The sequence below is a fragment of the Microbacterium sp. As-52 genome (assembly GCF_049949185.1).
GTDB classification, from domain to species: domain Bacteria; phylum Actinomycetota; class Actinomycetes; order Actinomycetales; family Microbacteriaceae; genus Microbacterium; species Microbacterium maritypicum_A.
In genome coordinates this window covers 1567947-1579338 of record NZ_CP188171.1, presented here as the reverse complement: position 1 = coordinate 1579338, position 11392 = coordinate 1567947, and the positions used below count along the sequence as shown (strand labels likewise).

The following is an 11392-nucleotide window of genomic DNA, read 5'->3' as shown; positions in this document are numbered from 1 at the left end:
GCGTTCAGCCTACTTCTCAGCGCGCTCCCCGAGAGGGCGGCGGTACCGTTTACGCATGTGGGATGACGACGCGGACCGGTATGCCGTCGTGGTCGCTGCCGAAATCGCGCTCCTCTCCTCGGAGGTACGGACCGACGCAGACCGGGTACAGGCCCTGCTCGCCCCCGATTTCGCGGAGATCGGGGCATCGGGGCGGCGATGGCTGCGGACGGAAACCGTCGTCGAGCTTTCGAACGAGGACAGCAGGGCCGTGCCCGAGACCGCGGATTGGCTCTTCAACGAGCTGTCCCCCGGCATCGTCCTCGTGAACTATCGTCTGATCGCCGAGGGGCGGGAGAGCCGACGGTCATCGATCTGGCAGCTGTCCGATTCCGGGCCCGTTCTGCGCTTTCATCAGGGGACGGTCATCCCCGGGTGACGGGTCAGCTCTTCGTGAGGTCCTGCGCGAACATCACCAGGATCCCGCTCGGGCCTCGGAGGTACGTGAGCTTGTACACGTCCTGGTAGTTCGCGACGCCGCGGAGCGGGTGGTAGCCGTGGCGGGCGGCGATCGCGAGCGACTCGTCGATGTCGTCGACCGAGAAGGCGATCCGGTGCATGCCGATCTCGTTCGGCAGGGTCGGTTCGGTCTCGATCGCGTCGGGGTGGATGTACTCGAACAGCTCGATCTGGCCGCGTCCGTCCGGAGTCTGCAGTACCGCGATCTTGGCGTGGTTGCCGTCGAGTCCGACCGCGGTCGCCGCCCACTCTCCGCTGACCTCGTCGCGGCCGAGCACCGTGAGGCCCAGGTCGGTGAAGAAGGAGATGGTGGCTTCCAGATCGCGGACGGCGATGCCGACGTTCTCGAGTGTGATGGGCATGGGTGGGATGCTACTCGCGATCGACCCTCGCGTCAGGGCTACCGTCCGAGCTTTTCGGCGCAGGAGACGCAGTACTCCGCGAAGGGGCGGGCTTCGAGGCGGCCGGCCGGGATCGGTCTTCCGCAGTTCGCGCAGAGGCCGTAGGTGCCGGCATCCAGCCGCGCCAGCGCCTCGTCGACCTGGTGCAGCTCGGATGCTGCTGCCTCGGCGAGCCCGGTCAGGCGAGACCACTCCGACGACAGGGTGACGCCCTCGGGGTCGTGCTCGTCGTCGTCGTTCGAGCCCGCACGGTCGTGGGTGAGTTCATCGAGGGTCGCCGCCGTCGCCTGCACCCGCGCCTCGGCTTGAGTGCGCAACGCGAGCAGGCGTTCCCGGGCTTCGGCGGTCATGCGCCCACTCTAGGCATGGCCTCTGACGTCGGGGTCGTGCTCCGTGCGGCGCGCCCTGTCGGGGCACTGTGTCGGGGCTCCCTGTCGGGGCACCTTGTCGGGCGGAGAACTCCGTGTCGGGCGGAAGCTTCGCCCCGAACCCTCCTCCCGACACGGAGAAATCCGCCGGGCGAGGTGTCTCCGACTCCCGATCAGGCGGATGTCTCCCGCGTCGGCACCGAGTCGGTCGCGGTCGGAACGGCCACGGCCTTCATGCCGGGGTGGTCGCGTTCGAGCGCCGCTCCTTCCATGTCGACGTTCGGCAGGATGCGGTCGAGCCAGCGCGGCAGCCACCACGCCGAGCGTCCGAGCAGGTGCATGAGCGCCGGCATCAGCAGCATGCGCACCACGAACGCGTCGAGCAGCACGCCGAACGCGAGACCGAAGCCGATGGAGCGGATGATCGTCGACTCCGAGAAGATGAACCCGCCGAACACCGACACCATGATGAGGGCGGCGGCGATCACGACCGAGCGGCCGGCGCGGAAGCCCTGGGCGACGGCATCCCGCGCCGAGGCGCCGTGCACGTACGCCTCGCGCATGCCGGAGGCGAGGAACAGCTGGTAGTCCATCGCGAGTCCGAACAGGATGCCGACGAGGATCACGGGAAGGAAGCTGAGGATCGGCCCGGTGCTGTGCAGTCCGATGATCTCGGCGCCCCAGCCGAACTGGAACACCGCCACGATGAGGCCGTACGTCGCGAAGAGCGACAGCACGAACCCGCCGGTCGCGATGATGGGTACGAGCAGCGACCGGAACACCACGATCATGATGAGCAGCGAGAGCCCGACCACGACCACGAGGTAGAGCGGCAGGACTCCGGCCAGCGCCTCGGAGATGTCGATGTTGATCGCGGCCTGTCCGGCGACGCCCAGAGTGATGCCGTCGCCGATCGCGGGCATCGAGCGCAGGTCCTGCACGAGCTTCTCGGTCGAGGCGCTGTTCGGTCCCTCCTTCGGCACGACCTGGAACGCGAGCAGCGTGTTGTCGTCGGACGTCGCGATCGGCGCGACGGCCACCACGTCGTCCTGGTCGGCGATGGCCTGGGCGATCGTGACCTGCGTGGAGAGCAGGTCGTCGTCGCTGACGGCATCGTCGAGGGTCGCGGTGACCAGCAGCGGTCCGTTGGCGCCCTCGCCGAACTGCTCGTCGACGGTCTGGAACGCGCGGTAGCTGGTCGAGTCGCTCGGTTCGCTCGATCCGTCGGGCAGCCCGAGGCGCATCGACATGGCGGGGATGGCGATGATCAGCAGGGCGACCACGCTCACGAGTGCGGTGACGACGGCGCGGAGGGTCGACATGCGCTTCACGGGCTTGCCTGCCGCGTGCTCCTGGCCGATCGTTCCCCGCGCTCGTCGGCTGAGCAGGCGCGTGCCGACGAGGCCGAGGATGGCGGGGGCGAGGGTGATAGCCACGAGCACGGCCACCGCGACGCAGACCGCACCGACCGTGCCCATGAGGCCGAGGAAGGGCACGCCGGTCACGTTGAGGGCGAGCAGTGCGACGATCACGGTCGTGCCGGCGAACACGACGGCCGTGCCGGAGGTGCCCGTGGCGAGGCCGATGGATTCACGCACCGGCACCCCGGCAAGCAGTTGTTTGCGGTGTCGGTTGACGATGAACAGCGAGTAGTCGATGCCGACCGCGAGCCCGAGCATCACACCCAGCACCGGGGTCACCGAGGCCATGTTCACCACGCCGGAGAAGGCGAGGGATGCCGTGACGCCGACGCCCACACCCACGATGGCGGTGACGATCGGGAGGGCGGCGGCGATGAGGGAGCCGAGCATCACGATGAGGACGATCGCCGCGAATGCGAGGCCGACCGCCTCGCCGATGCCGAAGATCTCCGGGACGCCCTGTGCGATGTCGGTGCCGAAGTCGACCTCGACACCGTCGACGGGGGAGGAGGCGAAGTGGTCGATCGCGCCCTGCTTCACCTCTTCGGAGAGTTCGAGGCGCGGGTCGACGAACGAGATGTTGACGATGGCGGTCGATCCGTCTTCGGAGACCACGCCGATGCCGTCGGCCAGATCGAGGAGGGTCGAGCCCAGCTCCACCTGATCGGCGTTGTCGTCGAGGGTGATGCGCGACTGGTCGAGCTCGGCGTTCTGGGCCGCGACCTGCGCCAGCTGGGCGTTCACCGCGGCGATCTGCGCGTCGAGGGCGGCGAGCTGTGCGGACCCGGCACCGGACTGCTCGGCCTGGGTGCGGGCCGCCGTGAGCTGTGTGAGCCCGGCTTCGAGCTGCGCGCGTCCGTCGTCGAGCTGGGTCTGGGCGGCATCCAGCTGCGCGCGGCCGTCGGTGATCTGGGTCTGGCCGTCGGTGAGCTGCTGCGCCTGCTCGTCCTGCTGCTTCTGCGCGTCGAACGGATCGATCACCCCGGCGACGCCGTCGAGATCCTCGGCGCTCGCGGCGAGGTCGGAGATCTCCTTCTTCTGGTCGTCGGTGAACGGAGACCCGTCTTCGGTCCGGTAGACCACCGTGCCGGTGCCACCGGCCGTGTCGGGCAGCTTGTCGGCGAGCTCGTCGGTGACCGCGCCCGAGGCGGTGCCGGGGATGTCGAAGCTGTTGCTCAGCGTGCCGCCGAGGGTCAGGAAGGCTCCCACGCCGATACCGAGGATCAGGACCCACGAGACGATCACCGTCCACGCCTTGCGTGCAGCGAACGAACCCAGACGGTACAGCAGTGATGCCACAGTGGTCTCCTTCAGACTCGAAGATCATACGGCACGTCTCGTCTAGAGATCTGTGGCTATCCTGAATCCATGGTCAACGAGCACCGGAGCGGGCCCGTGCGCAGCACGGCGGCGCGCGAGGCGATCCTCGATGCGACCTCCCGACTGTTCCATGCGCAGGGGTACGACCGGCTCACGATCGAGGGCATCGCGAAGGAAGCCGGGGTCGGCAAGCAGACGATCTACCGCTGGTGGCCGTCGCGCGGTGCGCTGATCGCCGACTGTCTCGTGGACGGACGTCTCATCCCGGTGGACTTCATCGTGCCCGACACGGGCGACCTGTTCGCCGACGTCGAGACGTGGTTACAGTCGGTCTTCACGATCCTCGCGAGCACGCAGGGTCAGGCCCTGCTGCAGTCGCTGGTCGCGGCTGCCGCCGAAGATGCTGCGGTCGGTGCGCACCTCGGTGGAAGCCTGGGCGTCGAGCAGCACCTGTCTGAGCGCTTGAGGGGCGGGATCCGCGACGGTCAGCTGCCGGAGGATGCACCGATCGCGCAGATCGGTCGGGCGATCCTCGGCGCGATCATCGTGGAGTCGCTCGGACGGGAGAGCCACGGACCTGACGGGATCATCGAGCTGACGAGGTACCTCTTCACCCGCTGAGCGGCAGGTGCTGTCCCGTGTCTCAGCCGAGGAGCAGGGTCAGCACGGTCGCGCCGCCACCGCCGAGGATGAGCGCGATGATGACGGTCCAGGCGACGATGCGGATGCGCCGGTTGCGCTTCTCGCCGAGGTCGCCGTAGTCCTCGTCGTTCGGGTTCTGGCGGCTGACGTCGCTCATGCGCTGACCTGCTCCGTGACGGTCGGGCCGAAGTACGACGGGAGGGTGGCCTGCGAGCGCTCACGCAGCTCGGCGGCCGACACGGTGAAGACGCCCTGCACCTCGAGCTTCGCGCCCTCGCTGTCGGTCACGCCGATGCGCATCACCGGGTAGTCGCGTCCTTCGCAGAGGCCGCGGAACTTCACGTCATCCTCACGGGGCACGGTCACGATCACGCGGCCGGTCGACTCGGAGAACAGGGCGGTTGCGGCGTCCACTCCGTCGCGCTCGATGATCTCGTTCAACCAGACGCGAGCTCCGACGCCGAAGCGCATGACGCCCTCGGCGAGCGCCTGCGCGAGGCCTCCCTCGGAGAGGTCGTGCGCCGAGGAGATCAGCCATTCGTCGCGGGCTGCCGACAGCAGACCGGCGAGGCGCTTCTCGCCCGCGAGGTCGACCTTCGGGGGCAGACCGCCCAGGTGCTGGTGCACGACCTCTGCCCATGCCGAGCCGGAGAGCTCGGTCGAGGTGGTGCCGAGCAGGTAGATGTTCTGGCCCTCGTCCTGCCATCCGGAGGGGATGCGGCGCGAGACGTCGTCGATGATGCCGAGCACGCCGACCAGTGGGGTCGGGTGGATCGGCACGTCGCCGGTCTGGTTGTAGAACGAGACGTTGCCGCCGGTGACCGGGGTGCCCAGCTCGTAGCAGCCGTCGGCCAGGCCGTCGACCGTCTGGCCGAACTGCCACATGACCTCGGGGTTCTCGGGAGAGCCGAAGTTCAGGCAGTCGGTGATCGCGGTCGGCACGGCGCCGGTGACGGCGACGTTGCGGTACGCCTCGGCCAGGGCCAGCTGTGCGCCCGCGTACGGGTCGAGCTGGCAGTAGCGGCCGTTGGCATCGGTCGAGACCGCGAAGCCGAGACCCGATTCCTCGTCGACGCGGATCATGCCGGCGTCGTCGGGGAACGAGAGGGCCGTGTTGCCGAGCACGTAGTAGTCGTACTGGTTGGTGATCCAGCTCGTGTCTGCGAGGTTCGGCGAGGCGACGAGGTTCAGGAACTGCTCGCGCAGCGTGTCCGGGTCGGTCGCGCGGGGCAGGTTCTCGGCGGCATCCGCCTGGAGAGCGTCGATCCACGTCGGGTAGGCGACCGGGCGGTCGTAGACGGGGCCGTCGACCGCGACCGTCGAGGGGTCGACGTCGACGATGCGCTCGCCCTGCCAGTCGATGATGAGGCGTCCGTCACCGGTGACCTCGCCGAGCACGGAGGTCTCGACCTCCCACTTGTTCACGACCTCGAGGAAGGCATCGAGCTTCTCGGGCGCGACAATCGCCATCATGCGCTCCTGCGACTCCGACATGAGGATCTCCTCGGCCGTGAGCGTGGGGTCGCGCAGCAGCACGTTGTCGAGCGAGACCTTCATGCCGCTGTTGCCGTTGGCCGCGAGCTCGCTGGTCGCGCACGAGATGCCGGCGGCACCGAGGTCCTGGATCGCCTCGACGAGCTCGCCGCGGTACAGCTCGAGGCAGCACTCGATGAGCACCTTCTCGGCGAACGGGTCGCCCACCTGCACCGCGGGGCGCTTGGTCGGGCCGGTCGAGTCGAAGGAGTCGGACGCGAGGATGCTCGCGCCGCCGATGCCGTCGCCACCCGTGCGCGCACCGAACAGGACGACCTTGTTGCCGACGCCGGTCGCGTTCGCGAGCTTGAGGTCTTCATGACGCAGCACGCCCACCGCGAGGGCGTTCACGAGCGGGTTGGCCTGGTAGACGGCGTCGAAGACCGTCTCGCCGCCGATGTTCGGGAGTCCCAGGCAGTTGCCGTAGAAGCTGATGCCGCTGGTCACGCCGTGCACGACGCGGGCGGTGTCGGGGTGGTCGACTGCACCGAAGCGCAGGGCGTCCATGACCGCGACCGGGCGGGCGCCCATCGAGATGATGTCGCGGACGATGCCGCCGACGCCGGTCGCCGCACCCTGGAAGGGCTCGATGAACGACGGGTGGTTGTGCGACTCGGCCTTGAAGGTGACGGCCCAGCCCTCGCCGACGTCGACGACGCCCGCGTTCTGGCCCATGCCCACCATCAGGCGTTCCTTCATCTCGTCGCTGACCTTCTGGCCGAAGCGGCGCAGGTAGTTCTTCGACGACTTGTAGGAGCAGTGCTCGCTCCACATGACGGAGTACATCGCCAGCTCGCCCGAGGTGGGGCGGCGTCCGAGGATCTCCTTGATGCGCGCGTACTCGTCGGGCTTGAGTCCGAGGGCCGCGTACGGCTGCTCCTTCTCGGGCGTCGCGATCGCGTTCTCGACGGAGTCGGGGACGTGCTGGTGGGAAGGTGCAGGGGCGGTGGTCACGCGCACTCCAAAGGAAGGGGCCGGCGGGGCAGGTCCAGTCTACCGGCGTGGGTGGGGCCGCTCTTCCGCGGGATGCGGAGTCAGAGTCGGTCGATGAGGACGGCGGCGATGTCTCTCCGCGTGTGAAGCACGCGGTGCACTCGTACAGCATCAGGGTGGTCGGTGTAGAAGACGAGGCACGGGTCACAGTTCGGCGTGCACGAGGGTGTCCCCGGCCTCGACAAGATCGTGTTCGGGCAGCTCGATTCCCCCGCGGGCATCCGCCTGATGGCCTACGACATCCCGGGCCAGGATGACCAGGACCCGGCGGCGACGGCCGGGACCACGCGCCGTGAGAACGGAGCGACCATCACCGACCGCACCTTCTTCCAGTCGCTGCGGGCCGACTCCCTCGACGAGATCCATGGGTACTGGGACGCGCTCTCCGAGGGCGCGACAATCGTCGAGCCGTTGGCCGCGTCGGCGTGGTCGTCCGGCTTCGGCATGCTCACCGACCGCTTCGGCGTGACCTGGGTGCTCGACGTCGCCGGTTGAGCCTCGGTTCCGGACACTGTCCCGGGAGTCGCGTGCACAACTCAGGAGAAGTTCTGCAGATTCGACTCTGGGAGGGGATTCGAGCCACCTGCGGGGCGAGTCTCCGGAGTTGTTCACGCCCCGGCCGGGGCCCCGTCGGCTGGCCGTCTCTCGGCGGGGCCCGGAATCGCGTCACGGATGGAAACGCGAAATGCGACGGCGCAGCGGTGTCCGTAGATTGGTCGGAGCCGTTGCGAATGGAGTCCCCGTGTCCGAGATCCGCGTCCTGCACGCGTCCTGTATCGACGCCGTCGGCTGAGCCGGCGGGCACCCAGATCATGACCACGGACCGTTCCTCGCAACCGTCGCATCCCTTCGATGCGCGCACCCGTCTCTTCCTCGATCGGCCGCAGAGTCGCAAGTGGAGTCTGCATCCCGGTCGCATCGGGGCATGGGTGGCGGAGATGGATTTCGGGGTCGCTCCCGAGATCGCCGAGGCACTGCATCGCGCGATCGACGACGAGAATCTCGGCTACCTCTCCCCTCCGCAGGCCGCGGAGCTGGGGGAGGCGACGGCCGAGTGGATGCAGGATGAGTACGGCTGGGCGGTCGACCCCGAGCGTGTGCATCCGGTCTCGGACGTGATGGCGGCGCTCGGCGTCGCGGTGCAGGAGTATGCGCCCGCGGGGTCGCCCGTGATCGTGCCGACTCCGGCGTACATGCCGTTCCTGACATACCTGCCGGCGATCGGGCATCCGGTGATCGAGGTCCCCGGCGTCGAGATCGACGGACGCTGGCAGCACGATCTGCAGCGCATCGACGAGGCGTTCGCTGCAGGGGCGCGGACGCTCGTGCTCTGCAATCCGCACAATCCGACCGGCACGATCGTCGGACGTGAGGAGCTGGAGGCGATCGCCGAGATCGTCGAGCGGCACGGCGGGCGGGTTTTCGCGGACGAGATCCACGCGCCGCTGCGTTACGACGGTGCGCCGTTCGTGCCCTACGCGTCGGTGTCGGCGGCGACTGCCGCGCACACGGTGACGGGCACGAGTGCCTCGAAGGCGTGGAACATCCCGGGGCTGAAGACCGCGCAGCTGATCACCTCGAACGATGCCGACCAGCAGCTGTACAAGCGGTTCGGGTTCGCGGTGCAGCATGGCGCGGCGACCCTCGGCGTGGTGGCCTCGACGGCGGCGTATCGGGCGGGAAAGCCGTGGCTGACGGAGGTGATCGCGTACCTCGACGGATCGCGGCTCGAGCTCGCGCGGCTGGTGGACGAGCATCTTCCCGGGGCTGTGTATCGCGTGCCCGAGGCGACGTACATCGGGTGGATCGACACCTCCACGCTGGGGATCCCTGAGCCGCCGGCCGAGTTCTTTCGTGAGCGGGCCGGGGTCGTGCTGACCGAGGGGCGGCTGCTCGGGCGTGGCGCCGAGGGCCATGTTCGGGTGGTCTTCGCGACACCGCGTCCGATCCTCGAAGAGGCGTTCGTGGCGATGGGTGACGCCGTGCGCCGGGCGGGTCTCAGGGTCTGAGCCGGGGGTGCTCGGGCGGCGCCGTGGAGGCTGTCAAGCCCCTCTGTCGTGTCGGTGGTCTCACGTAGAAAGGGATACGAGAGAAGGGATCCCGCCATGGCTGCAGGCGACATCGAGACGTTCCACCGCAACGGCATCTGGTTCAACCGCATCGAAGGGGAATCGCAGACGTTGGGGAGCAGTTTCGAGAGCGAAGCCGAGGCGGTCAAGGTCGGTCGCAGCGCGGCGGTCGCACGTCAGGTCGAGCACACGGTGCGGACGGAAGAGGGCCCGTCGGCCGACTCCTCCGCGTACGACCTGCACCCCCGCGAGCTGATCGGTCGATGACGGTGGTGTCGGACTCCGACCCTCCTGCCCGGTCTGCGCGTCGGATGCAGTTGCAGGCATGTGTCAACGGCGCCCGTGATGCGGTCGATCACCCGTGGCTGAGCGCGGATGCCTCGGTCGTGGCCGACGACGCCGCGCGTGCGGTGGCTGCGGGAGCGCAGGAGGTGCACGTGCACCCGAAGGATGCGGCGGGTCGTGACAGTCTCGCCGCCGACGATGTCGCGCGGTGGGTGCGGGCAGTGCGGACCGCGATTCCCGGTGTGCCGGTCGGCGTGACCACGGGGGCGTGGGCCGAGCCCGATGTCGCGCGTCGTCTCGCCGCGATCGAGTCGTGGACGGAGCTGCCCGATCACGCATCGGTCAATTGGCACGAGGCCGGTGCCGACGAGGTGGCCGCCCTGCTGCTGAAGCGTGGAGTCGCGGTCGAGGCCGGTCTGTGGGACGCGGCCGGTTTCGAGGTGTGGAAACGTTCGCCGGTGAGAGGTGAGTGCCTACGGGTGCTGATCGAGCTTCCCGATGAACCGACCGAGCTGCTGCGCGACCACGCCGAGGGGATGATCGCGCACGTCGAGCTCGAAGAGCCCGACCTGCCGGTTCTGCTCCATGGCGAAGAGGGGTCGACCTGGCCGGTGTTCGACCTCGCGGTCGAGCTCGGGCTGGCGTCGCGCATCGGGTTGGAAGACACTCTGCTGCTCCCCGACGGTGCGCCCGCGCCCGGGAACGCCGCGCTGGTGCGGGCGGCCGTGGCGCGGATGCGGGGAGTCTGACCGGGCAGGTGCACGGGGTGCGGCATCCTGGGGCGATGTTCTCTGGCTCTTTTCTTCTCGTCCTTCTCGCGAATCTCGCGTACGTCTTCATCGGGATCGCTGTCGTGTGGCTGGTGATCTACTCGGCCGTGCGCGCGGCTCTCGCGTCGCACCGGCAGGCGACGGCCCGAGAACGACGGCCCGGCCTGGAGTGACGGCCTACGCGCAGTCTCGGAACCTAGACTCCCGGCATGTCGTTCTCTGAGTACGTCCGATCGATCCGGGCGCGGATCGGTCACGACCTCCTGCTGCTGCCGGGCGTGACCGCGGTGATCCGCGAGGGCGATCGTTTCCTTCTCGCGCGCGCGGCGGGTTCGGAGCAATGGGGTCTGATCGGTGGTGGGGTCGAGCCGGGGGAGGATCCGGACGAGGCGATCGCCCGAGAGGTGCAGGAGGAGATCGGCGCCCGCATCCGCGTCACGGGGATCGTCGGCGCCTTCGGTGGCGAATCGCTCGTCGTGACGTATCCGAACGGGGATCGCGTGTCGTACGTGTCGACTGCGTTCGCGTGCGAACTGCTTGATCCGCCTGTGCCCGATCAAGACGAGGTCGTCGAGGTCGGATGGTTTACGCGCGCCGAGATCGCCACGTTGCCGCATCCGGTGTGGGTGGATCGGATGTTGGCCGACGTCGGCTAATCCTCACTCTCCGCTTGCGCCGTCCCACCCCGACCAGTCGGGACGGTCGACGATGCAGAAGCGGTTGCCCTCGGGGTCTTCCATGATCACGTGGTCGGCGTCGGTCGGGCGTCCGTCCCAGTGCACCTCGCGCGCACCCAGAGCGAGGAGCCGCTGCACCTCGGCGGCCTGACCCTCGGCGTCGATGTCGAGATGGATGCGCGGAGGCAGTATGCGCTCGGAGTGGTGGGGGTCGAGGGCGATGCAGGGAGCGCCGGCTTCGCGCGGCTTCAACACGACCCAGTCGTCGTCCGCGGGGTCGCGTTCGACGTAGTCGAGAGCTGCTTTCCAGAACGTGGCCTGCGCGGGGAGGTCCGTCACGCGGATCACGATCGACACGAGCTTCAGCATGGAGCGAGTGTAGGTCGCGGGCGTCGGGAGCTACTAGGGGGCCTGA

14 protein-coding genes are annotated in these 11392 nt (G+C 68.7%); 8 read left to right on the top strand and 6 right to left on the bottom strand.

All coding sequences use genetic code 11. The features are described from left to right. Positions 1–55: 55 nt before the first annotated feature. Complete coding sequence (locus ACLFA2_RS07560) at positions 56–418, top strand: DUF4440 domain-containing protein (RefSeq protein WP_021200244.1); 363 nt, start codon at positions 56–58, stop codon at positions 416–418. Positions 419–422: 4 nt separating this feature from the next. Here ACLFA2_RS07560 and ACLFA2_RS07555 read toward each other — a convergent pair whose 3' ends face one another. The 3 genes from ACLFA2_RS07555 to ACLFA2_RS07545 all read right to left on the bottom strand — a co-directional run bounded on the left by ACLFA2_RS07555 (position 423) and on the right by ACLFA2_RS07545 (position 3987). Then, a complete protein-coding gene (locus ACLFA2_RS07555; RefSeq protein ID WP_029263104.1) occupies positions 423–860 on the bottom strand; it encodes a VOC family protein in 438 nt (145 codons plus the stop codon). Positions 861–898: 38 nt separating this feature from the next. Further along, a complete protein-coding gene (locus ACLFA2_RS07550) occupies positions 899–1249 on the bottom strand; it encodes a TraR/DksA family transcriptional regulator (protein WP_136025154.1) in 351 nt (116 codons plus the stop codon). A gap of 191 nt (positions 1250–1440) precedes the next feature. Then, positions 1441–3987: an MMPL family transporter gene (locus ACLFA2_RS07545; protein WP_426622327.1), complete on the bottom strand. Its 2547-nt coding sequence runs from the start codon at positions 3985–3987 to the stop codon at positions 1441–1443. A 69-nt stretch (positions 3988–4056) separates the two neighbouring features. Here ACLFA2_RS07545 and ACLFA2_RS07540 point away from each other — a divergent pair, with 69 nt between their 5' ends. Beyond that, positions 4057–4629 (top strand): TetR/AcrR family transcriptional regulator, encoded by a 573-nt coding sequence (locus tag ACLFA2_RS07540; RefSeq protein WP_297557040.1) that lies wholly within the window; start codon positions 4057–4059, stop codon positions 4627–4629. 22 nt (positions 4630–4651) lie between these two features. Here ACLFA2_RS07540 and ACLFA2_RS07535 read toward each other — a convergent pair whose 3' ends face one another. After that, a complete protein-coding gene (locus ACLFA2_RS07535) occupies positions 4652–4807 on the bottom strand; it encodes a hypothetical protein (protein ID WP_168441047.1) in 156 nt (51 codons plus the stop codon). Continuing rightward, complete coding sequence (purL, locus tag ACLFA2_RS07530) at positions 4804–7137, bottom strand: phosphoribosylformylglycinamidine synthase subunit PurL (RefSeq protein ID WP_426622326.1); 2334 nt, start codon at positions 7135–7137, stop codon at positions 4804–4806. The genes ACLFA2_RS07535 and purL overlap by 4 nt, the downstream gene beginning before the upstream one ends. Before the next feature lie 195 nt (positions 7138–7332). Between purL and ACLFA2_RS07525 the strand changes: the two genes are divergently transcribed. The 6 genes from ACLFA2_RS07525 to ACLFA2_RS07500 all read left to right on the top strand — a co-directional run bounded on the left by ACLFA2_RS07525 (position 7333) and on the right by ACLFA2_RS07500 (position 10956). Next, positions 7333–7671 carry a VOC family protein gene (locus tag ACLFA2_RS07525; protein ID WP_426622325.1) on the top strand — a complete coding sequence of 113 codons (339 nt, stop codon included), beginning with the start codon at positions 7333–7335 and terminating at the stop codon, positions 7669–7671. A gap of 317 nt (positions 7672–7988) precedes the next feature. Next, positions 7989–9185, top strand: a complete 1197-nt coding sequence (locus tag ACLFA2_RS07520; protein WP_426622324.1) for a MalY/PatB family protein — start codon at positions 7989–7991, stop codon at positions 9183–9185. A 96-nt stretch (positions 9186–9281) separates the two neighbouring features. Next, positions 9282–9512 carry a DUF2188 domain-containing protein gene (locus ACLFA2_RS07515; RefSeq protein ID WP_021200253.1) on the top strand — a complete coding sequence of 77 codons (231 nt, stop codon included), beginning with the start codon at positions 9282–9284 and terminating at the stop codon, positions 9510–9512. Beyond that, positions 9509–10279 (top strand): 3-keto-5-aminohexanoate cleavage protein, encoded by a 771-nt coding sequence (locus ACLFA2_RS07510; RefSeq protein ID WP_426622323.1) that lies wholly within the window; start codon positions 9509–9511, stop codon positions 10277–10279. Before ACLFA2_RS07515 ends, ACLFA2_RS07510 begins: the two co-directional genes overlap by 4 nt. A 35-nt stretch (positions 10280–10314) precedes the next feature. Beyond that, positions 10315–10473, top strand: coding sequence for a hypothetical protein (locus tag ACLFA2_RS07505; protein ID WP_426622322.1), 159 nt, complete (start codon positions 10315–10317; stop codon positions 10471–10473). A 36-nt stretch (positions 10474–10509) separates the two neighbouring features. Beyond that, on the top strand, positions 10510–10956 hold the full coding sequence (locus ACLFA2_RS07500) for an NUDIX domain-containing protein (protein WP_426622321.1): 447 nt from the start codon (positions 10510–10512) through the stop codon (positions 10954–10956). Positions 10957–10959: 3 nt separating this feature from the next. On the opposite strand, the gene ACLFA2_RS07495 is transcribed toward ACLFA2_RS07500, so the two are convergent. Further along, the gene (locus tag ACLFA2_RS07495; RefSeq protein ID WP_426622320.1) at positions 10960–11346 is read right to left on the bottom strand and encodes a VOC family protein; all 387 of its coding nucleotides are present in this window, start codon (positions 11344–11346) and stop codon (positions 10960–10962) included. Positions 11347–11392 lie beyond the last annotated feature (46 nt).

What these genes read in the sequence shown, in the direction of transcription:
- ACLFA2_RS07560 (WP_021200244.1), top strand. Translation starts at nt 56, where the DNA reads ATGTGGGATGACGACGCGGACCGGTATGCCGTCGTGGTCGCTGCCGAA.
- ACLFA2_RS07555 (WP_029263104.1), bottom strand. Translation starts at nt 860, where the DNA reads ATGCCCATCACACTCGAGAACGTCGGCATCGCCGTCCGCGATCTGGAA.
- ACLFA2_RS07550 (WP_136025154.1), bottom strand. Translation starts at nt 1,249, where the DNA reads ATGACCGCCGAAGCCCGGGAACGCCTGCTCGCGTTGCGCACTCAAGCC.
- ACLFA2_RS07540 (WP_297557040.1), top strand. Translation starts at nt 4,057, where the DNA reads ATGGTCAACGAGCACCGGAGCGGGCCCGTGCGCAGCACGGCGGCGCGC.
- ACLFA2_RS07535 (WP_168441047.1), bottom strand. Translation starts at nt 4,807, where the DNA reads ATGAGCGACGTCAGCCGCCAGAACCCGAACGACGAGGACTACGGCGAC.
- ACLFA2_RS07520 (WP_426622324.1), top strand. Translation starts at nt 7,989, where the DNA reads ATGACCACGGACCGTTCCTCGCAACCGTCGCATCCCTTCGATGCGCGC.
- ACLFA2_RS07515 (WP_021200253.1), top strand. Translation starts at nt 9,282, where the DNA reads ATGGCTGCAGGCGACATCGAGACGTTCCACCGCAACGGCATCTGGTTC.
- ACLFA2_RS07510 (WP_426622323.1), top strand. Translation starts at nt 9,509, where the DNA reads ATGACGGTGGTGTCGGACTCCGACCCTCCTGCCCGGTCTGCGCGTCGG.
- ACLFA2_RS07505 (WP_426622322.1), top strand. Translation starts at nt 10,315, where the DNA reads ATGTTCTCTGGCTCTTTTCTTCTCGTCCTTCTCGCGAATCTCGCGTAC.
- ACLFA2_RS07500 (WP_426622321.1), top strand. Translation starts at nt 10,510, where the DNA reads ATGTCGTTCTCTGAGTACGTCCGATCGATCCGGGCGCGGATCGGTCAC.
- ACLFA2_RS07495 (WP_426622320.1), bottom strand. Translation starts at nt 11,346, where the DNA reads ATGCTGAAGCTCGTGTCGATCGTGATCCGCGTGACGGACCTCCCCGCG.